Origin of the sequence: Kitasatospora sp. NPDC048407 (genome assembly GCF_043200475.1) — a bacterium.
GTDB lineage: Bacteria > Actinomycetota > Actinomycetes > Streptomycetales > Streptomycetaceae > Kitasatospora.
This window is the reverse complement of the sequence record NZ_JBICXW010000009.1, coordinates 49,723-70,787: the sequence shown is the minus strand read 5'-3', so window position 1 is coordinate 70,787 and position 21,065 is coordinate 49,723. Positions and strand designations below refer to the sequence as shown.

The following is a 21,065-nucleotide window of genomic DNA, read 5'->3' as shown; positions in this document are numbered from 1 at the left end:
GATCGTAGCGGTGTCCGCGTCGTTGTCGACGCGGACACCGGTGACCCGAGCTGTCTCGAATATGCGTCGCCGAGCTGGAAATGCCGTGATTCCTGGCTGGGAGACTCGTGAGATTTCCGGTGGCGGACAGCAGGGTCTCACGGCCGGGGCCGGGTGCGGGGTCGGCGACACCCGGCGGGCGGGTCAGGCCACCGTTCAGGCCACCGCTCTGGCCTCGGGCTGGGTGGCCCGGCCTCTGGCCTCGCCGGGCGCGGGCCGGTGGGTGATCATCAGGAACGCGACCACCGCGGCGGCCAGCAGGATGCCCATCGCAACAACGGTGGCGACCGTGTAGCCGTGCACCGCGCCCTGGGCCTGGACCAGCGGGTCGGTCGGGTTGCGGGTGGCGAGGTAGGTGGCGGTGGCGCTGGCGGCGATGGTGTTCAGCAGCGCGGTGCCGATCGAACCGCCCACCTGCTGGGCGCTGTTGATGATGGCGGAGGCGGCGCCGGTCTCCTGCGGGGCGACGCCGAGGGTGGACAGGTTGATGGCCGGCATGAAGACCAGGCCGAGGCCGATGCCGAGCAGCAGTTCGGCGGGCAGCACCAGTCCGGCGTAGGAGCTGTCCACCCGCAGCTGGGTGAGCCAGGCCATGCCGCCCGCGCCGATCAGCAGTCCGGGGACGATCAGGGCGCGGGTGGGGATGCGGGTCATCAGGCGGGAGCCGATGCCGGCCGAGCTGAGGATGATCGCGCCGGTCATCGGCAGGAACGAGACGCCGGCCCGGATCGGCGAGTACCCCTTGACCACCTGCATGTAGTACGTCAGGAACAGGAACAGCCCGTACATGGCGATCACGGCGAGGCCGACCGAGAGCGCGCTGCCGGCCCGGTTGCGGTCGCGGACCAGGTGCATCGGCAGCAGTGCGTGCGGGGTGCGCCGCTCGACCAGGGCGAACACGGCGAGCAGCGCGACACCGGTGCACAGCGCGGTGAGCACCAGCCAGTCGCCCCAGCCGCGGTCGACGGCCTCGGAGGTGCCGTAGACGATCAGCAGCAGTCCGCCGCAGCCGAGCACCGCGCCCGGCAGGTCGAGCCGGACCCGGTGGGAGCGGTCGATGTGGTCGCGGCGCAGCAGGTAGTAGGCGCCGAGCGCGGTGGCCGCGGCGATCGGGCCGTTGACGTACAGGCACCAGCGCCAGCTGAGGTATTCGGTGAGCAGGCCACCGGTGATCAGGCCGATCGCGGCGCCGCCACCGGCCAGCGCGCCGAAGACGCCGAACGCGGTGGCCCGTTCACGTGCGTCGCGGAAGGTGATCGACAGCAGCGACAGTGCGGACGGGGCGAGCAGCGCGCCGAAGCTGCCCTGCAACGCGCGGGCGGCGAACAGCATGCCGCCGCTGGTGGCGAAGCCGCCGAGGCAGGACGCGGCCGCGAAGCCGAGCAGGCCGATGATGAAGGTGCGCTTGCGTCCGTAGAGGTCGCCGATCCGGCCGCCGAGCAGCAGCAGACCGCCGAAGGCCAGCGTGTAGGCGGTGATCACCCACTGCCGGTTGGCGTTGGAGATGCCCAGGTCGTGCTGGGCGGACGGGAGGGCGATGTTCACGATCGTCGCGTCCAGGACGATCATCAGCTGGGCGATGGCGATGACCGCCAGGGCCCACCAGCGGCGCGGGTCAACCGTCTGGGTGTCGGGGGCGTGCTGGGAGGTCACCGGAGGACCGCCTTCCGCCGAATCGGGAATGGGCCTGGTCGCGCGCACGGCGCTCTCTCCAGCCAAACGCCCGATCCGGTCATCGGCAAGGCGGTCTGTGTTCTTTTGTCATGATTTGTGACGCGGGACCCGGGTGCCCGGCCGCATCGGCCACCCGGGACACTCCCCCGGCTACAGCGCGCCCAGCTCCGTCACCAGGTCGTCCAGGCCCAGCGAGCCCTGCGACAGCGCCGCCATGTGCCACGCCTTCAGGTCGAACTCCTCGCCGCGCGCCTCGGCCGCCGCCCGGGCCGCCGCCCGGCCGCTCAGCCAGGCCCGCTCGCCGAGCTTGTAGCCGATCGCCTGGCCGGGCAGGCCCAGGTAGCGGACCAGCTCGCTGTCCAGGAAATCGGCGGACAGGCCGCAGTACGCGCCGAAGAACTCGCGGGCGCGCTCCGGCAGCATCGGCTCGCCTGCGGCGAACGGCGAGTCGGCCGGGAACTCCAGCTCGGCGTGCATGCCGATGTCCACGATCACCCGCAGCGCGCGCATCATCTGCGCGTTCAGGTAGCCCAGGCGGTGGCCCGGGTCGGTGAGGTAGCCCAGCTCGTCCATCAGGCGCTCGGCGTACAGCGCCCAGCCCTCCATGTTGGCGCTGACGCCGCCCAGGGTGACCTGGTAGGTGGACAGCCGGTCCGCCATGTACGTCCACTGCGCGAGCTGCAGGTGGTGGCCCGGGACGCCCTCGTGGTACCAGGTGGAGACCAGGTCCCACTCCGGGAACGCCTCCCGGCCCAGGGTCGGCAGCCAGGTCCGGCCGGGGCGGGAGAAGTCCAGCGACGGCTGGGTGTAGTACGGGGCGGCGGCGCTGCCGGGCGGCGCGATCCGCGACTCCACCTTCAGCAGCGGCTCGGCCAGGTCGAAGTGCACGCCCTGCAGGTCGTTGATCGCCCGGTCCATCAGGCCCTGCAGGTACTCCTGCACCTCCTGCTCGCCGCGGATCGCCGGGCCGTCGGTCTCCAGCCACTTCATCGCCTGCATCGGGGTCGACCCCGGCAGCACCTTCTCCGCCTCGACCCGCATCTGCGCGTCCAGGTCGTGGAACTGCTCCCACGCCCAGCGGTACGCCTCGTCCAGGTCCAGGTCGGCGCCCGTCCAGAACCGCACCCAGCGGGCGTAGCGCTCGCGGCCCATCGCGTCGGGGGTGCCCTGGGCGGCGGGGCCGTACACGTCGCGCATCCAGTCGCGCAGCTCGGCGAGGGCCGCCGTGGCCGCGACCGCAGTGGCGGTCAGCTGCTCGCGCAGGTGCTCCGGCGCGGGGGCGACCAGGTCGCCGAACCAGCCGCCGGGCCGCTCCGACTCGATCCACTCCTCGAACTGGCCGACCACGGTGGTCACCTGGCGCGGCGCCGACAGCAGGCCGCGCCGCACGCCCTCCTCCAGGGTCTGCCGGTACTGGGCGAGCGCCTCCGGGAAGCGGGCCAGCCGGCGGCCCAGCCGCAGCCAGTCCTCGTCGGTGTCGGTGGGCAGCAGGGTGAAGATCTCCCGGGTGTTGTGCACCGGCGAGCCCAGGTTGCGGACCGACCGGAACTCCTCGCCCGCGTCGTGCACCGCGAGTTCCGCGATCAGCCGCTCGCGCAGCAGCCGGGCGCAGCGGCGCTCCGCCTCGTCCTCGATCGGGCCGGACGCCTCCAGCGCGTCCAGCTCGGCAAGGGTGCGGCGGGCCAGCTCGTCGAGGGCGGCGGTGCCCGCCGGGGACAGGTCGGTGAGCCGGTCGTCCTCCGGGTTGAGGCCGAGGTAGACCGCGGTCAGCGGGTCCAGCTCGGCGAGGGCGTGGACGTAGGAGTCGGCGATGCGGCGCGGAGTGGGGCCGCCGACGTGACGATCGTTCAGTTCATGAGCCATTCGGCCATCCTGTCGCAGCGGCGGACGAATTCAAGCCCCAACTGGAAGTGATCGCGTCAACTGCGTACCGGCCACCGGCGCCGCACCGCCTGCCACGGATCCCACACCGGCCGGCCCCGGGTGATCGGACGGAACGCCAGCCCGATCAGCACCGCGCAGAAGTGCCCCAGGTCGGTGAAGGTGTGCGAGATCAGCAGCGGCACCAGGTAGAACACCACCAGCCCGCAGCCGTACACCCACCGCCACCAGCCCGCCAGCCCCCACGTCAGGACGCCCTGCACCCCCGCCAGCGCGTACGACACCCCGACGTCCACGGTGTTCGCCATGTTCATCGGCAGCACCTGGTGGTGGACGCCCCACGCCACCACCCCCTGGCTGATGTACGTCGCCAGGACGTGCGCGGTCAGCGCCACCGTCAGCCAGCGCCGGGTGCCCAGCCAGCGCTCGGCCGGGACGTGGAAGATGTGGAACATCACGAAGTAGAACCAGAAGTTCGCCTGCTCCGTCCAGATCAGGCTGGCCACCAGGACATGCACCGGGTGCGAAGTCAGCTGATCGATATTGGTGGACCGTTTCTGCAGGAAATAGTGCAGCGCGGCCGGATCCTTCTGACCCACCACAAAACTCGTGACCGCGAGCAGCAGCAGCCACACGTACGTCCCCGGAGACCTGCCGATCCACCGACCGACCGCCCGAACCCACCGCACCGGCCGCTCCTCGTCGCACTCCACCGACACCTGCTCACAGTCTGCGGTCGGCGGCAACGACCCGCCCGACGATTACGCTGGCACCCATGGCAGCGACCCCCTCCCGCACCGAGGCCCAGCGCCCCCGGCGCGCCACCTACCGCCGACTGCCCGTCCAGCAACGGCGCGAACAACTCATCGCCGTCGCCCTCGAACTCTTCGCCGCCCGCCCGCCCGAGGACGTCTCACTCGACGACGTCGCCGAGGCCGCCGGCGCGTCCCGCCCCCTCGTCTACCGCTACTTCGCCGGCGGCAAGCAGCAGCTCTACGAAGCCGCCCTGCGCAGCGCCGCCACCGAACTCACCCAGCGCTTCACGGTCTCCGCGACCCCCGGCACCCCCACCCAGCAACTCGGCGCCGTCCTCCACCGCTACTTCGCGTTCGTCGACGAACACGCCGCCGGCTACGCCGCACTCCTCCGCGGCGGCTCCGTGGTCGAGACCGCCCGCACCTCCGCCATCGTCGACGACGTCCGCAGGGCGGCGATCCGCCGCACCCTGCGCCACCTGGGCGTCCGCGAGGCCGGCCCGCGACTCACCCTGCTGGTCCGCTCCTGGATCTCGGTGGTCGAAGCCTCCGCGATCAGCTGGCTCGACGAGGGCCACCAGATCCCCCTCGACTCCCTCTGCGACTGGCTGGTCGACCAGTTCGTCGTGATGGCCGCCGCAACGGCCGTCCGCGACGAACAGACGGCCGAAGTCCTGCGCAACTGGCTCCGCTTGGAGACGGAGGACAGCCCGGCGGGGGTGCTCATGGAACACCTGCGGCGAACAACCAGGGGCGCTGGGGGTACCCCCAGCGAAGCGAGGGGGCGGAACTGCGCGAAGGGGAACGCGACACGTCCGCAAGATCGCGACGCAGGACAATGACTTGCACGTGAGAGCGACCTTGCGGACGTGACTTGCGCTTGTCGCGTAGTTCCGCCCCCTCGGCTTCGCCTGGGGGTACCCCCAGCGCCCCTGGTTTCGCACCCGCCCGCGGTCAGGTTTCCCGCTGGGGGCGGTACTCCGCCTCCTCGACCCCGAACGTCCAGGCCACGCCCGCCCTCGCGGTGCGGACGGACGGGGGGACGCGCAGGTAGTACGTGCGGTAGGTGCCGTCCGGTTCGGGGGTGGAGTTGACCACCTCGACCATCACCACCGGTTCGTCGTCGGGGAGTTGGATCCGCCAGAGCACGCCCGTCTCGTCCCGGTGCAGCGGCTTCGCGCCGCTCTCCGCCAGGTACCTCTCGTAGCCGAAGTGCTCCAGCATGACGCGGCGCAGTTCGGCGTTCTCCTCCGCGCGGATCCGCTCCGCGGTGAGGCCGGTCAGCTGCTCCAGGAAGTCCGCGGGGACGGGCATGCCGCGCCACGCGTGCAGCGCGAAGCCGTCGGCGTAGGCGAGGGCGGGGCCGTCGGCGCGGTCGAGGCGGCCGGCCTCGTCGCGGTGCAGGGCGGTGGGGCGTTCGCTGAGCAGCACGGTGTTCTCGAAGGGCCACCACCAGCCGGTCTGCCGGGCGACGCCGGCCAGCGCGGCGAGCGCCTCGTCGCCGGTGCCCGCGGTGTCGAACGCCGCGAACCAGGCGGCGTCGTGCTGCCCGGCGACGGCGTCGACCAGGGCGAGCCGGACCTTGGCGCGGGCTTCGCCGGCCACCCGGCGGCGTTCCTTGTTCTCGGGCTTGCGGGATTCCTCCCAGTCGAGCGGTTCGGGCTCGGGCGCGAAGTGGTCGAGCAGCGCGGCGCGGACGCGTTCGGCGGGGAGCGTGGTGGTGGCGGCGAGTTCGGCGCCGGTCGCGCCCCAGATCTCGGCCCAGCCGCCCGGGCCGTGTGCGGTGAACGCGGCGGTGCGGGCGCGCTCCCAGGCGGCGGTGCGCACCTGTTCGCGAACGTTGGCGCCGAACTCCTCGCGGTGGTCGAGCAGTTCGGTGACGGCGGCGAGCGGCGAGGGGTACCAGCGGAACGCGGTGGGCTCGGCCAGCCCGGCGGCCCGGTAGGCGGCGCGGACGGCGTGTTCGGCGGTGGCCCGGTCGGCCGGCCCGGTGGCGGCGGCGACGGCCCGCCAGTGCGCCACCGAGGCGTCGGCGGGACGGCCGGTCAGCTGCGTGCTCATCAGTTCTGTCCTCAATCCTTAAGGGGTGCTCAGTCCGCGACGATCCGGACCGCGCCGGGCGCGTACTCGCGCTGCCGGACCACCCGGAACCAGCCGGTGGGCAGCGGGATCGCCGCGTGCTCCTCGTGCACGACCTTGCCGCCCTCGGGCAGGTGCAGCCAGGCCCGGCCGAACGGGCCGGACTCGCGCAGCAGTTCGCCCGGGCCGACCACCGCGTGGGCGTGGCCGGTGACTTCGCCGAGGGCCAGCACCAGCCGGCCGCGGCCGTCCCGCGGCTGGCGGGGCAGGTGGGCCACCGCGGCCGGGACCGCGCTCTGTTCGACCGGCACGATCAGTACGTCACCCTGGCGGTACACGAAAGTCCTCCCGCAGTCGGGTCCGGCCGGGCGCCGGACGTCCCGACCGGAAAACTAGGCGGCGCCACCGACAACACCACGCCAGAGAACTCCCCGTGCGGGTGAACGTCGGGGGCGGCTGGTAGACAGGGTCAGGCCCACGACGAGCAGCCAGGAGCGGCGCGCATGACCATCAATCAGCACATCGAGGAGTTCCACGGCCTCCCCGTCACCGACTTCCGGACCGCCGAGGCGGAGGGGAAGAAGCTGCCGGCGGCCGCGGCCACCGCCTGGCGGATCGGGCTGGACTACGAGGAGGAGCGCGAGTTCGGTGAGGTCTGGGCAGCGTTCCTGAAGACCGTCGCGCTGGAGGAGGTCACCGCGCTGGTGCTCGGCCCCTGGTTCTCCGAGGAGCCGGAGTCGCTGTCCGGGGTGCTGCCGACGGTGCTCGCCGCCGCCGACCGCTTTCCGGCGCTGCGGGCGCTGTTCATCGGCGACATCATCGCGGAGGAGTGCGAGATCTCCTGGATCCAGATGTGCGAGATCACGCCGGTCTTCGCCGCCTTCCCGCAGTTGGAGGAGCTGGTGGTGCGCGGCACCGACGGCGACTACGACGGCAAGGACCCGCTCTCCCTGAAGCCGGTGAAGCACGAGAAGCTGAAGGCGCTCCGCTTCGAGGCCGGCGGCCTGCCGGGCTCGGTGATCCGCTCGGTCGCGGCCTGCGACTTCCCGGCGCTGGAGAAGCTGGAACTGTGGCTCGGCGTCGACAACTACGGCGGCGACTGGACGATGGAGGACCTCGGCCCGTTCCTGTCCGGCGCCAACCTGCCGTCGCTGACGTACCTCGGCCTGCAGAACGCCGAACAGCAGGACCGGATCGCCGCGCTGGTCGCCCAGGCCCCGGTGGTGCCCCGGCTGACCGGGCTGGCGCTGTCCTTGGGCGCGCTCACCGACGAGGGCGCGGCGGCGCTGCTGGAGGGCCAGCCGCTCACCCACCTGAAGAAGCTCGACCTGCGCCACCACTACCTCACCGAGGGCATGCGGAAGCGCCTGCGGGACGCCCTGCCCGGCGTCGAGATCGACCTCTCCCAGGCCGGGGACCCGAACGACAACTGGCGCTACGTCGCCGTCTCCGAGTAGGCGGAGGTCCTGCGTTGACGCCGCCGAAGCTGGTCGTCCTGGGCTGCCCGGGGCACCGGAGGGTCACCCTGTTCGCCGCCGCGGCCCACGCCGCCGGCCTGCCGGAGCCCGCCGTGCTGCCCTGGTCCTCGGTGCTGCGCGGACGGTACGAACTGCCGCCCGGCGCGGTGGTCCGGGTCGACTCGCCCGGCGAGGACCCGGAGGCCGACCGGCTGCTGCGCGGCGCCGCACTGGGTGACAGCTACGCGGCCACCCGGGTCGAGGGCGGACCGGCCTGGTACGCGGGCGTCACCGCCGCACTCCGCGAACTGGCCGCCCGGCCCGGGGTGCGGATGCTCGGCGATCCGGAGGAGATCGCCGTGATGTTCGACAAGCGCCGCGCGCACGCGGCGCTGGCCGCCGCGGGGGTGCCGGTTCCGCCCGCACTCCCTGGTGAACTCCCGTCCTCCTTCGAGGAGTTGCGGGAACGGATGGCGTCCGCCGGAATGCGCCGGGTGTTCCTCAAACCGGTGCACGGCTCCTCCGCCTCCGGGGTGGTGGCACTGGAGTTCGGCCCGCGCGGGCAGGTCCAGGCCACCACCTCGGTGGAGGTCGCCCCGGACGGGCTGCACAACTCGCTCACCGTCCGCCGCTACCGCGACGCGGCCGAGGTCGCCGCACTCGTCGACCGGCTCGCCCCGGAGGGCCTGCACGTCGAACAGTGGGTCCCCAAGTCCGGCCAGGGCGGCCGCGCCGCGGACCTGCGGGTACTGGTGGTCGGCGGCCGGGCCACCCACATGGTGGTCCGCACCAGCCGCCACCCCATGACCAACCTCCACCTCGGCGGCGCCCGCGGCGAGTTGGCCGCCGTCCGCGCCGCCGCCGGCGACACCTGGCCCACCCTGCTCGCCACCGCGGAAGCCGCCGCGAGTTGCTTCCCGCACGCCCCGATGGTCGGCGTCGACCTGCTCCCCCACGCCCGCTGGCGCCGCACCCTGATCGGCGAGGTCAACGCCTTCGGCGACCTCCTCCCCAACCTCCCGGGCCTCCCGGACGGCCCGGCCCCGGGACTCGACACCTACGCGGCACAGCTGGCTTCGCCGAAGTACCGGGAGGCGCTCTTCCCAGCCCCCGGCGGGGAGCGCGAGCGGGTGCGAAACCAGGGACGCGTGGGGGCACCTCCCAGCCCGCCAGGACTAGGGCCTGTCCGGCCGGATCCGCTCACCCCGCAGCCAGTTGACGCCCCGGCGGCGTAACCCCGAAGGAACTCCCTTGCAGCACGGCATACCGAACATGAACGAGATCGTCGGCACCCACGATCTCCTCCTCGTCACCCTCGACACCCTCCGCTACGACGTCGCCGAAGAGCTTCTCGCCGCCGGCCGCCTCCCCAATCTCGCCCGGGTGATCCCGAACGGAGCCTGGGAGCGCCGCCACTCCCCCGGCAGCTTCACGTACGCCGCGCACCAGGCGATCCTGGCCGGTTTCCTCCCCACGCCCGCGTCCCCCAATGGCCCGCACCCGCGTCTGTTCGCCGCGCGTTTCGCCGGCTCCGAGTCGACCGAGTCCCGCACTTGGGTGTTCGACGCGCCCGATCTGCCGACGGCTCTCGCCGCGGCCGGTTACCGCACGGTCTGCATCGGTGGCGTCGGGTTCTTCAACAAGCAGGGCCCGCTGGGTTCCGTTCTCCCCGGCCTGTTCCAGGAGAGCCACTGGGCACCGGAGTTGGGTGTCCCGTCCCCGACCTCGTTCGAGTCGCAGGTGGCGGTGGCCGAGCGGGTCGCGGCAGAACAGCCGTCCGACCAGCCGCTGTTCCTGTTCATCAACGTCTCGGCGCTGCACCAGCCGAACTGGTTCCACCTCCCGGGCGCGACTCGTGAGGACGGCGACTCCCGGGCCAGTCACGCGGCCGCGCTGGAGTACGTGGACGCGCATCTGGGGCGGTTGTTCGCGGCGATGTCCGCCCGCCGTCCGTGTTTCGCGATCGTCTGCTCGGACCACGGCACCGCGTACGGCGAGGACGGTTACACCGGTCACCGGATCGGCCACGAGGTGGTCTGGACGGTGCCGTACGCGCACTTCACCCTCCCGGCCACCATCCAGGAGCACCGATGACGCCCGCCGAGTCCCCGTACCAGTCGTACGTCTACGCGTACCCGCACAAGACCGCCTATCGCCCGCTGCCCGCCCGCCCGTCGCTGGCGGACCTGTGGCGGGGCGAGAAGCAGGACGCGCTCTCCCTCTATCTGCACATCCCGTTCTGCGAGGTGCGCTGCGGCTTCTGCAACCTGTTCACCCGGATCGGCAGCCCGGAGGGCCTGACCACGGCCTACCTGGACGCGCTGGAGCGACAGGCCGGCCAGGCCCGGGAGGCCCTCTCCGACACCGCCGAATTCGCTCTCGCGGCGTTCGGCGGCGGCACGCCCACCTATCTGACGGCGGCCGAGTTGGAGCGTCTCTGCGACATCGCCGAGCACCGGATGGGCGCGGATCTGCGGTCCATCCCCCTCTCCGTCGAGGCCTCCCCCGACACCGCCACCGCGGACCGCCTCCAGGTCCTGGCCGAGCGCGGCACGACACGGCTGAGCCTGGGCGTGCAGTCGTTCCTGGACGAGGAGGCGAGGTCGGCGGTCCGGCCGCAGAAGCGGGCGGCGGTGGAGGCGGCGCTCGGCCGGATCCGGGACGCGGGCTTCCCCGTGCTGAACATCGACCTGATCTACGGCATCGACGGCCAGACGGCCGTCAGCTGGATCAAGTCCCTTGACGCGGCGCTGAGTTGGCAGCCCGAGGAGCTGTACCTGTACCCGCTGTACGTCCGCCCGCTGACCGGGCTCGGCCGGCACGCCGACAGCACACCCTCCCCCGAGTGGGACGCTCAGCGCCTGACGCTCTACCGGGCCGGCCGCGACCACCTGCTGGCGAACGGCTACGAGCAGGTGTCGATGCGGATGTTCCGCCGTTCCGGCGCGGCCGGCGCGAGCGCCGGCGAGTACGCCTGCCAGACCGACGGCATGGTGGGCCTGGGCTGCGGGGCGCGTTCGTACACCTCGAAGCTGCACTACTCCTTCGACTACGCGGTGGACGCCCGCGAGGTCCGCCGGATCATCGACGACTACGTGGCGGCGCCGGACTTCTCGCGCGCCGAACTGGGCTGGGAGATGACGGACGAGGAGACCCGCCGCCGCCATCTGGTGCAGTCGCTGCTGCAGGGCGAGGGCGTCGACCTGGCGGCCTACCGGGAGCGCTTCGGCAGCAGCCCCGAGCAGGACTTCCCGTCCGAACTGACCGGGTTCGCCGCCAACAACTGGCTGGCGGCCGGCGCGGACCGGCTGCTGCTCACCGCGGAGGGCCTGGCCTGGTCGGACGCGATCGGCCCGCGGCTGTTCTCCGCCGGGGTGCGCGAGCGGATGGCGGGGTACTCGCCGAAATGAGCGCACTGACCGTCCTGTACCGGGGCCCGCTGTCCTCCTGCGACTACGACTGCCCGTACTGCCCGTTCGCCAAGCGGCGGGACCCCCCGGAGCTGCTGCGCACCGACCGGGCCGCGCTGGAGCGGTTCACCGCGTGGGCGTCCCGGTACGAACACGGCCGTCTCTCCGTCCTGTTCACGCCGTGGGGCGAGGGCCTGGTGCGGTCCTGGTACCGGCGGGCGATGGTGGAGCTGAGCCGGCTGCCGCACCTGGAGCGGGTGGCGATCCAGACCAACGCGAGCTGCCGCACCGGCTGGCTGGCCGAGGCGGACCTGTCGAAGCTGGCGCTCTGGGTGACGTACCACCCGGGCCAGGTGACGGAGCAGCGTTTCCTCGCCAAGTGCGCCGAACTGACGGCACTGGGCGTGCGGTTCAGCGTCGGCGTGGTCGGGCAGCCGGAGCACCTGGCGGCGGCCCGCCGGCTGCGCGCGGCGCTGCCGGCGTCCGTCTACCTGTGGGTGAACGCGGCGGACGGGCTCACGTACACCGACGCGGAGGCGGCCGGGTGGACGGAGCTGGACCCGCTGTTCGGCTACAGCCGCCACCCGCACCGCAGCGCGGGCCTGCCGTGCCGCACCGGGGAGAGCGTGGTGTCGGTGGACGGGGACGGCACGGTGCGTCGCTGCCACTTCGTCCGACCGCCGCTGGGCAACCTGTACGACGACTCCTACCGGGCCCAACTGCGCCCGCGCGCCTGCCCGTTGGGCGAGTGCGACTGCCACATCGGCTATGTGCACCTGGAGTCGCTGCCGCTGTACGACGTGTTCGCGGGCGGGGTGCTGGAGCGCATCCCGCACGGCTGGTGACCGGCCCGGCCCTCCGCCCCACGACACCCGCGGTCGTACCGGATACGCTCCAAGCACCCCCGAGCCCTCCGGAGAGTCCGCCATGGCCAAGCAGCCCCCGCACCGCGACCCCGCCCAGGACGCGCCGCACGTCGGACCTCCGGCGCACGCCGCCGCCGGTCTGCCCGCGATCGGTCACACCCTGCGGATGGCCGCCGACCAGATGTCCCCGGGCCGGGTGCTCTCCACCCTGCGCAAGGTCAACCAGCAGGACGGCTTCGACTGCCCGGGCTGCGCGTGGCCCGAGCCGGACAAGCCGCACCTGGCGGAGTTCTGCGAGAACGGCGCGAAGGCGGTCAGCGAGGAGGCCACCGAGCGGCGGATAACCCCCGAGTTCTTCGCCGCCCACCCGGTCGCCGACCTCGCGGAGCGCTCCGGCTACTGGCTCGGCCAGCAGGGCCGCCTCACCACCCCGATGCTGCTCGACGAGGGCGCCACCCACTACACCCCGATCGGCTGGGACGAGGCGTTCGCGCTGATCGCCGCCGAGCTCACCGCGCTGGGTTCCGCGAACGAGGCCGCGTTCTACACCTCCGGCCGGACGTCCAACGAGGCGGCCTTCGCCTACCAGTTGTTCGCCCGCCGGCTGGGCACCAACAATCTGCCCGACTGCTCCAACATGTGCCACGAGTCCTCGGGTTCGGCGCTCACCGAGACACTCGGCGTCGGCAAGGGCAGCGTCTCGCTCAAGGACCTGTACCAGGCCGATCTGATCATCGTCGCGGGCCAGAACCCGGGCACCAACCACCCCCGGATGCTCTCCGCGCTGGAGCGCGCCAAGCGGGCCGGCGCGAAGGTCGTCAGCGTCAACCCGCTGCCCGAGGCGGGCCTGGAGCGGTTCAAGAACCCGCAGACCCCGCGCGGCCTGGTCGGCGGCGGCACCAAGCTCACCGACCTGTTCCTGCAGATCCGCCTCGGCGGCGACCTGGCGCTGTTCCGGGCCCTGAACCACCTGCTGCTCACCACCCCCGGCGCCGTCGACGAGGCGTTCGTCGCCGAACACTGCGCCGGGTACCAGGAGTTCACCGCCGAGGCGGCCGAACTCGACCGCCCGGCCACGCTGGCGGCCACCGGCCTGCCGTGGGAGCAGATCGAGGAGCTGCACCGCCTGGTGCTCTCCTCGCAGAAGATCATCGTCTGCTGGGCGATGGGCCTGACCCAGCACAAGCACTCGGTGCCGACCATCCGCGAGGTGGTCAACTTCCTGCTGCTGCGCGGCAACGTCGGCCGCCCCGGCGCGGGCGTCTGCCCGGTGCGCGGGCACAGCAACGTGCAGGGCGACCGCACGATGGGCATCTTCGAACGCCCGAGCACCGCGTTCCTGGACGCCCTGGGCCAGGAGTTCGCGTTCGAGCCGCCGCGCGCCCACGGCTTCGACACCGTCGACACCATCCGGGCGATGCGCGACGGCCGGGTCAAGGTGTTCTTCGCGATGGGCGGCAACTTCGTCTCCGCGAGCCCCGACACCGACGCCACCGAGGCCGCGATGCGCCGCTGCCGGCTGACCGTGCACGTCTCCACCAAGCTGAACCGCTCGCACGTGATCACCGGCGCCCGCGCGCTGATCCTGCCCACCCTGGGCCGCACCGACCGGGACGTCAGCGCGCTCGGCCCGCAGTTCGTCAGCGTCGAGGACTCGATGGGCATGGTGCACTCCTCGCGCGGCGGCCTGCGCCCGCCCGCGCCCGACCTGCTCTCCGAGGTCGCCATCGTCAGTCGGCTGGCCCGGGCCGCACTCGGCCCGCAGGACCCCACCCCGTGGGAGGACTTCGCCCGCGACTACGACCTGGTCCGGGACCGCATCGCCCGGGTGATCCCCGGCTTCGACGACTTCAACGCCAAGGTCCGCCGCCCCGGCGGCTTCGCCCTGCCGCACGCCCCGCGCGACAGCCGCAGCTTCCCCACCGCCACCGGCAAGGCCAACTTCACCGTCAACCCGCTCACCGCCCCCGACGTCCCGCCGGGCCGGCTGCTGCTCCAGACGCTCCGCTCGCACGACCAGTACAACACCACCGTGTACGGCCTGGACGACCGCTACCGGGGCATCAAGGGCGGCCGCCGGGTGGTCCTGGTCAACCCCGCCGACGCCGCCGAACTCGGCCTCACCGACGGGCAGTTCGTCGACCTGGTCGGCGAGTGGAAGGACGGCGTGGAGCGCCGCGCCCCGCGTTTCCGGGTGGTGCACTACCCGGTGGCCCGGGGCGGCGCGGCCGCCTACTACCCGGAGACCAACGTGCTGGTGCCGCTGGACTCCACCGCGGACATCAGCAACACCCCGACCTCCAAGGCCGTGGTGGTCCGCCTGGAGCCGACCGCCTGACCCGTCCGCCCCGCCTGGGCCGCCGTCCTGCGACGGCGGCCCGGTCGGTCAGTTGCCCGTCGGCGCGGCCGAACCCGACCCGGAGGCCGACGCGGCGCCGGACGGCGAGCCGGAGGCCGAACCGCTCGCCGATCCGCTGGGCGAGTTGCTCGAACCGGTGCTCGGCGAGCCGCTGCCACCGGGCTGCGACGGGATGGTGCCGGGGTTGCTGGGCTTCGTGTCCGGCCCCGGGACGTTCGGGCCCGGGGTGCTCGGCGCAGGCGTGCTCGGCGCGGGCGTGCTCGGCGCCGGCGGCAGCGTGGACGGCTTGGCGGGCCCGATCTTCGACTCGCCGGCCTTCACGTCCGGCACCTTCCACTCGCCGCCCGCGTCGTCCGCCGAGTCCTCCGGGTCGGGCCGGACGGCGCCCAGGATCGGCATCGCGCCGACCTTCGACACCTTCACCACGTCGCCGGTGCGCGGGGCCTGCACGACCAGGCCGCCGCCGATGTACATCCCGATGTGGGTGGCGCCGCCGTAGTAGACCACCAGGTCACCGGGGCGCATCTCGTTCAGCGCCACGTGCTTGAGCTGCGCCCACTGCTCCTGACTGGTGCGCGGGATGGCCTTCCCGGCGTGCAGCCAGGCCTGCGAGGTGAGGCCCGAGCAGTCGAACACGTCCGGCCCGGCACCGCCCCACACGTAGTCCTTGCCGAGCTGCTGGAGCGCGTACTGCACCGCCTTGCGGCCCATCGCGGACGGCGTGCGCTCGCCCTTGCCGAGTGCGCCGGACGCCAGGAAGGTCAGCTGCGCCTGGTCGGCCTGCTGCTTCTCCAGCGCCTCCAGCTCGCTGCGCTGGGCGCCGGTGAGCGAGCCGACCAGGGTCTCCACGTCGGCCAGCTTCTTGGCCACGGTGTTCTTCTGCTGCTCCTGCTGACCGGCCAGCGTCTGCGCCTCGGTCAGCGCCTGCTGGGCGGCCAGCTGCGCGGCGGCGAGGGTGTCCCGGTCGGACTTCAGCCGCTCCAGGAACTCCTTCTGCGAGCGCCCGGCGGAGTCCAGCAGTCCGGCGATCACCACCGCCTCGTACGGGTCCTTGGCCAGCAGCATCTCGGCGTACCCGGATATCTGGCTGTTGCGGTACTGCGCGCCGGCCAGCTGGGCGGCCAGGTCGTTGCCGGTGTCCACGGCCTCCTGCTGCCGGGTCACCCGGGCGTTCAGGTCCTGGACGTTGGCCTGCTGCTCGGCGAGCCGGGCCACCGTGCCGTTGTACTGCTCGGTGGCGGCCTCGGCCTCCTGGTACAGGGTGTGCAGCTGCTCCAGCAGCGGGCCGAGGGTCCGCTTGGCCTCGGCCAGCGGGTCGGCCCCGGGGGCGGAGGTCGAGGCTCCGGGGTCCGGCGCGGCGTACGCGGCGGAGGCGAACGGCAAGGTCAGTGCGGCGACGGCGAGCACCGCCCCGCAACGCAGTGCGGCGCGTACCCACGGCCGCATCCCGGTCGATTCCGCGCGCTGCCCTGCCCCCATCGGCCGGCCCTCCCCTGGTTCCCGTCGGCGATCGGACCGATCCTGCCATGCGGAGGGAGTTCCCGGCAGATGCCCAGGGGGGCGTGAAGTGAATTCTCATCCGCGCGGGAGTGTGACAACCCTCTCACCGGATTTCGCGATCTCCATGGAAAACCGACGCCCCGGCAACTCCCGCGCCACCCAAGGAACCACAACTCCGTGCCGAGTTAACCTCCCGTTCACCATCGCTTCCTACGGTCACCGAGGACAGCAACGTCAGTCCGACACCTTCGACGATTGTTTGGGTATGGAACACATCACGTTCCTGGTGGCCGTTGTGATCATCACGGCGCTCGCCTTCGACTTCACGAACGGCTTCCACGACACCGCCAACGCGATGGCCACCTCCATCGCCACCGGCGCCCTCAAGCCCAAGGTCGCCGTGGCCATCGCCGCGGCGCTGAACTTCGGTGGTGCCTTCCTCTCGGTCAAGGTGGCCACCACCATCTCGGGTGGCATCGTCAACGAGAAGGCCGGACTGCAACCCTCGATCATCTTCGCCGCCCTGGTCGGCGCGATCCTGTGGAACCTGCTGACCTGGCTCAAGGGCCTTCCCTCGTCCTCCTCGCACGCCCTGTACGGCGGCCTGATCGGCGCGACGGTGGTCGGCGCCGGCATCGGCGGCGTCAACTTCAGCGTCGTGGTCTCCAAGATCCTGATCCCGGCGGTGGCCTCCCCGATCATCGCGGGCGTCGCTTCCTGGGGCGCCACCAAGCTGGCCTACCTGATCGCCGGCAGCAGCCCGAAGAAGAGCACCGAGAAGGGCTTCCGGCGGGGCCAGATCTTCTCCTCCTCGCTGATCTCGCTGGCGCACGGCACCAACGACGCGCAGAAGACCATGGGCATCATCACGCTGACCCTGATCTCGGCCGGCCAGCTGCACAAGGGCGACGGCCCGCCGACCTGGGTGATCGTCAGCGCCGGTCTGGCGATCGCGCTGGGCACCTACATGGGCGGCTGGCGGATCATCCGCTCGATGGGCTCCGGCCTGGCCGACATCCGGCCGCCGCAGGGCTTCGCCTCGGAGACCGCCGCCGCGACCGTGATCCTGACCTCCTCGCACATGGGCTACGGCCTGTCCACCACCCAGGTCTGCTCCGGCGGCATCATGGGCGCGGGCCTCGGCGGCCCCTCCGGCAAGCTGCGCTGGGGCATGGTCCGCCGCATGGTCTACACCTGGGGCCTGACCCTGCCGGCCGCCGCCGCGGTGTCCGGCCTGGCCGCCCTGATCGCGGACCAGGGCGACTGGGGCGTGGCCGTGGTCGGCGTGGCGCTGGTGCTCGGCGCCGGCTCGATGTGGCTGATCTCCCGCCGCCAGCCGGTGCACGCCGGCAACGTGCACGACAGCGAGACGGTGGACCTGCCGGTCACCGGCAGCCCGACCGGCCAGACCACCATCGCGGCCTGAAAGGACTACGAATCATGCACATCAAGTGGGCCGCTCTGGCCGAGACCGCGGGCGTCAGCCTGGCCGTCACCCTCGCCGTCGTCACCGTCTTCGCGCTGGGCAACCTGGCGCTGACCCGCCGCGAGGCGGCCGTCGAGGCCGGCACCGGCAAGGGCGTCCCGGCCCTGGCCGCCGCGGTCGTGTGCTTCACCGCCTGCGCCGCGGTGGTCGCGTACGGCATCTCGCTGATCGCCGCCAAGTAACGCGAGCGGACACGACGAAGGGCCCCGCCATCCGGCGGGGCCCTTCACGCATGTCGGCAGCGATCAGTCGGTGACCAGCTCCGCGGCCTTGGCGGCCGGGGCGGCGGCCCGGTCGTCGTCGGCGGTGCGCAGCGGCACCTCGCGGATGAACAGCACCAGCAGGAAGCCGACCACCGCGAACGGGGCGGCGACCAGGAACACGGTGCCGACGCCGTGCCCGAACGCGTCAGTGACCAGCGGGACGATCCGCGCGGGCAGCGCGTGCAGGTCCGGGATGCCGTCGCCGCCGCCCGCGGGGGCGGGCAGGCCGGCCTTGACGAAGTTCTCCGCCATGTACGAGGCGACCTTGTGCCCCAGCAGCGCGCCGAGCGCGGAGACGCCCATCGCGCCGCCCATGGTGCGGAAGAAGGTGACCACCGAGCTGGCCGCGCCCAGTTCGTGGCGCGGGACGGTGTTCTGCACCGCGAGGACCAGGTTCTGGCTGGTCAGGCCGAGGCCGATGCCGGCCACCGCCATGTAGAGCGCGAGCAGCCCGTACGAGGTGCCGGCCCGGGCGGTGCCCATCAGGCCGAGTCCGACGGCGAGCATCACGGTGCCGCCGACCAGGTAGCCCTTCCACTTGCCGTACTTGGTGATGAGCTTTCCGGCCACCGTGGAGGACACCGCGAGGCCGAGGATCATCGGCAGGGTGAGCAGACCGGCCTGGGTGGGGGTCTTCTCCTTGGCGAGCTGGAAGTACTGGCCGAGGAAGGTGGTGGTGCCGTACATGCCGACGCCGACGAAAGCGGAGGCCACCGAGGCGAGCGCGACGGTGCGGTGGCGGAACAGGTCGAGCGGGATCAGCGGCTCGGCGGCGCGCTTCTCGACGGCGACGAACAGTCCGGCCAGTGCCAGGCCGCCGAGCACCATCACCGCGGTCTGCCAGGACACCCAGTCGTAGTTCTTGCCGGCCAGCGAGATCCAGATCATCAGCAGGCTGACGGCGGCGGTGATCAGCACCGCGCCCAGGTAGTCGATCTTCGGCTTGCGGACGGTCTGCTCGGGGAGCTTCAGGGTGCGCTGCAGCACCAGGATGGCGAGCAGGGCGAACGGGACGCCGACGTAGAAGCACCAGCGCCAGCCGAGCCAGGAGGTGTCCACGATGACGCCGCCGATCAGCGGGCCGCCGAGGGTGGCGAGTGCGAACACCGCGCCGAAGTAGCCGCTGTACCGGCCGCGCTCGCGCGGCGGGACCATCGCGGCCAGGCAGATCTGGCCGAGCGCGATCACACCGCCGGCGCCGATGCCCTGCAGCACGCGGCAGAAGATCAGCATGCCGATGCTCTGCGACAGACCGGCCAGTGCCGAGGAGAGCACGTAGATCACCATGGCGATCTGGACCAGCAGCTTCTTGCTGACCAGGTCGGAGAGCTTGCCCCAGAGCGGGGTGGCGGCGGTGATCGAGAGCAGGGCGGCGGTGACCACCCAGGTGTAGGCGGACTCGCCACCGTGCAGGTCGTGGAGGATCCGCGGGAGCGCGTTGGAGACGACCGTGGAGGACAGCACGGCCACGAACAGGCCGAGCAGCAGGCCCGACAGGGCTTCGAGCACTTGGCGGTGGGACAGCTGGGCCTGCGGGGGTGTCTGGGGGGTCGTCGACATGCGTTTCCTTCGACTAAAAATTCGTTGCCTCAAGCAACTATACGCCGATAGTTGACTAAGACAACTTTATTCAAGTCAAAGTAAAGGGCCCCCTCAAAGGCCCAGGTCAGAACGGGTCAGACCCCTTCGGTCAGCTCGTTGAACCGCTCCAGCAGGCGCGCGAACTGCTCCAGCTCGCCCACCTCCCACGCCTCCAGCGAGGCCCGGAAGCGCGCCATCCGCGCCTCCCGGGCGGCCGCGAACCGCCGCTCGCCCTCCTCGGTCAGCGACACCAGCGAGGCCCGCCGGTCCAGCGGGTCGGTCTCCCGCCGCAGCAGCCCCAGTTCCTCGATCGCCCGGATCTGCCGGCTCACCGTGGCCTTGCCCACGCCGAAGTGCAGCCCGATGTCGGTCACCCGCGCCTGCCCGGACTCCCGGATGAAGGAGAGCAGGACGTACGCCCCGGCCTCCAGCTCGGGGTGCACCTGCCGCGAGACCTCGGCGGCCCGGGCCCTGCTGCGCCGGAACAGCGTCGCCACCTCGCGCTCGACCGCGAGAAATGCCAGTTCGGCGGCGTTCGGCTCTGCCACGGGGTCGTTCATGGCGCTCAGTATCGCGCAGCCTGCACGTTCTCCGGGGCGCAACTGTTTCATGATATTAAGTATCCGATTTGTGTACTGGTACCGGATTGATAGGGAGATGCCCGCCCATGGCAGAGCCTGCAAAGGGATTCGTCGCCGATCTCAAGGACGCGGTGACACCACGCGCGTTCCTCATGGTCGTCGCCGTCCTGCTGCTCCAGCTCGGCTTCATCACCTCGTACGTGGGTGCGCTCCACCAGCCGAAGCCGCACCAGCTGTCCATCGCAGTGGTTGCCCCGCCCGAGGTCGCTCCGAAGCTGACCGCCGCCCTGGAGTCCGTCCCGGACGACGCGGTGCGTGCGTCCGTCCTGCCCGACGCGGAGACCGCGAAGGCCCGGATCAAGGACCAGAAGATCTACGCGGCCTGGGTGTTCGACCCGACCGGTACCCAGGACACCCTGCTGGTCGCGGAGGCCCGCGGCCCGGCCGCCTCCGGCGCCGCCGAGCTGATCGTCACCAAGGTCGCGGCCGCCCAGCACCGCACCGTCGAGGTGCAGGACACCATTCCGCTGGCCCCCGGCGACGGCAGGGGCCTGTCCAGCTTCTACCTGGTGGTCGGCTGGTGCGTCGGCGGCTACCTGGTCGCCTCGATCCTCGGCATCAGCGCCGGTGCCCGCCCCGCCAACGTCAACCGGGCCGCGGTGCGCCTGGGCGCCCTGGCGCTGTACTCGGTCGTCGCGGGCCTCGGCGGCACGCTGATCACCGGCCCGATCCTGGACGCGCTGCCTGGCTCGATCGTGGCCCTGACCGCCATCGGCGCACTGGTGGTGTTCGCGGTCGGCGCGGTCACCATGGCGCTGCAGTGCCTGTTCGACATCATCGGCATCGGCGTGGCGGTACTGATCTTCGTGGTGCTGGGCAATCCCAGCGCGGGCGGCGTCTACCCGCCGCCGCTGCTGCCCACGTTCTGGCGGGCGATCGGCCAGTGGATCCCGAACGGCGCCGGCACCTCGGCCACCCGCTCCATCGCCTACCTGGGCTCGTCCGCGCTGGCGATGCCGCTGACGGTGCTGGCGGTCTGGGCCGCCCTCGGTGTCGCGGTGACCTTCCTCGCGGCGTCCCGCCACCCGTTCCTCGGCCGCCCCACCCCGACGGAGGTGTGAGCGGCCGTCACGG

Annotated in this window: 18 protein-coding genes; 10 read left to right on the top strand and 8 right to left on the bottom strand. The window is 72.1% G+C overall.

The genetic code is table 11. The features are described 5' to 3' along the window. Positions 1–195: 195 nt before the first annotated feature. The 3 genes from ACGFWJ_RS18520 to ACGFWJ_RS18510 form a co-directional block, all read right to left on the bottom strand. Positions 196–1,692, bottom strand: coding sequence for an MFS transporter (locus tag ACGFWJ_RS18520; RefSeq protein WP_387637325.1), 1,497 nt, complete (start codon positions 1,690–1,692; stop codon positions 196–198). A gap of 171 nt (positions 1,693–1,863) precedes the next feature. Beyond that, a complete protein-coding gene (locus tag ACGFWJ_RS18515; protein ID WP_392950673.1) occupies positions 1,864–3,576 on the bottom strand; it encodes a DUF885 domain-containing protein in 1,713 nt (570 codons plus the stop codon). A gap of 56 nt (positions 3,577–3,632) precedes the next feature. Continuing rightward, positions 3,633–4,283: a rhomboid-like protein gene (locus tag ACGFWJ_RS18510; protein WP_392950671.1), complete on the bottom strand. Its 651-nt coding sequence runs from the start codon at positions 4,281–4,283 to the stop codon at positions 3,633–3,635. A gap of 86 nt (positions 4,284–4,369) precedes the next feature. On the opposite strand from ACGFWJ_RS18510, the gene ACGFWJ_RS18505 reads away from it, so the two are divergent. Then, positions 4,370–5,191 carry a TetR/AcrR family transcriptional regulator gene (locus ACGFWJ_RS18505; RefSeq protein ID WP_392950668.1) on the top strand — a complete coding sequence of 274 codons (822 nt, stop codon included), beginning with the start codon at positions 4,370–4,372 and terminating at the stop codon, positions 5,189–5,191. 112 nt (positions 5,192–5,303) lie between these two features. Here the strand turns inward: ACGFWJ_RS18505 and ACGFWJ_RS18500 are convergent, their stop codons facing one another. Both ACGFWJ_RS18500 and ACGFWJ_RS18495 read right to left on the bottom strand, forming a co-directional pair. Beyond that, the gene (locus tag ACGFWJ_RS18500) at positions 5,304–6,410 is read right to left on the bottom strand and encodes a DUF6745 domain-containing protein (RefSeq protein ID WP_392950666.1); all 1,107 of its coding nucleotides are present in this window, start codon (positions 6,408–6,410) and stop codon (positions 5,304–5,306) included. Between the two features lie 29 nt (positions 6,411–6,439). After that, on the bottom strand, positions 6,440–6,766 hold the full coding sequence (locus tag ACGFWJ_RS18495) for a hypothetical protein (RefSeq protein WP_387637340.1): 327 nt from the start codon (positions 6,764–6,766) through the stop codon (positions 6,440–6,442). A 165-nt stretch (positions 6,767–6,931) separates the two neighbouring features. Here ACGFWJ_RS18495 and ACGFWJ_RS18490 point away from each other — a divergent pair, with 165 nt between their 5' ends. The 6 genes from ACGFWJ_RS18490 to ACGFWJ_RS18465 all read left to right on the top strand — a co-directional run bounded on the left by ACGFWJ_RS18490 (position 6,932) and on the right by ACGFWJ_RS18465 (position 14,499). Further along, a complete protein-coding gene (locus ACGFWJ_RS18490; RefSeq protein WP_392950663.1) occupies positions 6,932–7,885 on the top strand; it encodes an STM4015 family protein in 954 nt (317 codons plus the stop codon). 14 nt (positions 7,886–7,899) lie between these two features. Beyond that, on the top strand, positions 7,900–9,120 hold the full coding sequence (locus ACGFWJ_RS18485) for an STM4014 family protein (protein ID WP_392950660.1): 1,221 nt from the start codon (positions 7,900–7,902) through the stop codon (positions 9,118–9,120). 37 nt (positions 9,121–9,157) lie between these two features. Further along, a complete protein-coding gene (locus ACGFWJ_RS18480) occupies positions 9,158–9,979 on the top strand; it encodes an STM4013/SEN3800 family hydrolase (protein WP_392950657.1) in 822 nt (273 codons plus the stop codon). Then, positions 9,976–11,295, top strand: a complete 1,320-nt coding sequence (locus tag ACGFWJ_RS18475) for an STM4012 family radical SAM protein (RefSeq protein WP_392950654.1) — start codon at positions 9,976–9,978, stop codon at positions 11,293–11,295. Before ACGFWJ_RS18480 ends, ACGFWJ_RS18475 begins: the two co-directional genes overlap by 4 nt. After that, entirely contained in the window at positions 11,292–12,140 is an 849-nt protein-coding gene (locus ACGFWJ_RS18470) for an STM4011 family radical SAM protein (RefSeq protein ID WP_387865494.1), read from the top strand. Before ACGFWJ_RS18475 ends, ACGFWJ_RS18470 begins: the two co-directional genes overlap by 4 nt. An 82-nt stretch (positions 12,141–12,222) precedes the next feature. Beyond that, positions 12,223–14,499 carry an FdhF/YdeP family oxidoreductase gene (locus tag ACGFWJ_RS18465; protein WP_392950651.1) on the top strand — a complete coding sequence of 759 codons (2,277 nt, stop codon included), beginning with the start codon at positions 12,223–12,225 and terminating at the stop codon, positions 14,497–14,499. Positions 14,500–14,547: 48 nt separating this feature from the next. Here ACGFWJ_RS18465 and ACGFWJ_RS18460 read toward each other — a convergent pair whose 3' ends face one another. After that, positions 14,548–15,966 carry an NlpC/P60 family protein gene (locus ACGFWJ_RS18460; RefSeq protein WP_392950649.1) on the bottom strand — a complete coding sequence of 473 codons (1,419 nt, stop codon included), beginning with the start codon at positions 15,964–15,966 and terminating at the stop codon, positions 14,548–14,550. A 319-nt stretch (positions 15,967–16,285) separates the two neighbouring features. On the opposite strand from ACGFWJ_RS18460, the gene ACGFWJ_RS18455 reads away from it, so the two are divergent. Continuing rightward, positions 16,286–17,446 carry an anion permease gene (locus tag ACGFWJ_RS18455; protein ID WP_392950646.1) on the top strand — a complete coding sequence of 387 codons (1,161 nt, stop codon included), beginning with the start codon at positions 16,286–16,288 and terminating at the stop codon, positions 17,444–17,446. 14 nt (positions 17,447–17,460) lie between these two features. Beyond that, positions 17,461–17,688 carry a hypothetical protein gene (locus tag ACGFWJ_RS18450; RefSeq protein WP_387865501.1) on the top strand — a complete coding sequence of 76 codons (228 nt, stop codon included), beginning with the start codon at positions 17,461–17,463 and terminating at the stop codon, positions 17,686–17,688. A 63-nt stretch (positions 17,689–17,751) separates the two neighbouring features. Here ACGFWJ_RS18450 and ACGFWJ_RS18445 read toward each other — a convergent pair whose 3' ends face one another. Together ACGFWJ_RS18445 and ACGFWJ_RS18440 are read right to left on the bottom strand one after the other, a co-directional pair. Beyond that, positions 17,752–19,329 (bottom strand): MDR family MFS transporter, encoded by a 1,578-nt coding sequence (locus tag ACGFWJ_RS18445; RefSeq protein WP_392950643.1) that lies wholly within the window; start codon positions 19,327–19,329, stop codon positions 17,752–17,754. A gap of 116 nt (positions 19,330–19,445) precedes the next feature. Beyond that, complete coding sequence (locus ACGFWJ_RS18440; protein WP_392950640.1) at positions 19,446–19,910, bottom strand: MarR family winged helix-turn-helix transcriptional regulator; 465 nt, start codon at positions 19,908–19,910, stop codon at positions 19,446–19,448. Between the two features lie 107 nt (positions 19,911–20,017). Between ACGFWJ_RS18440 and ACGFWJ_RS18435 the strand changes: the two genes are divergently transcribed. After that, on the top strand, positions 20,018–21,052 hold the full coding sequence (locus ACGFWJ_RS18435) for a DUF3533 domain-containing protein (RefSeq protein ID WP_392950638.1): 1,035 nt from the start codon (positions 20,018–20,020) through the stop codon (positions 21,050–21,052). The last annotated feature ends 13 nt before the right edge of the window (positions 21,053–21,065 follow it).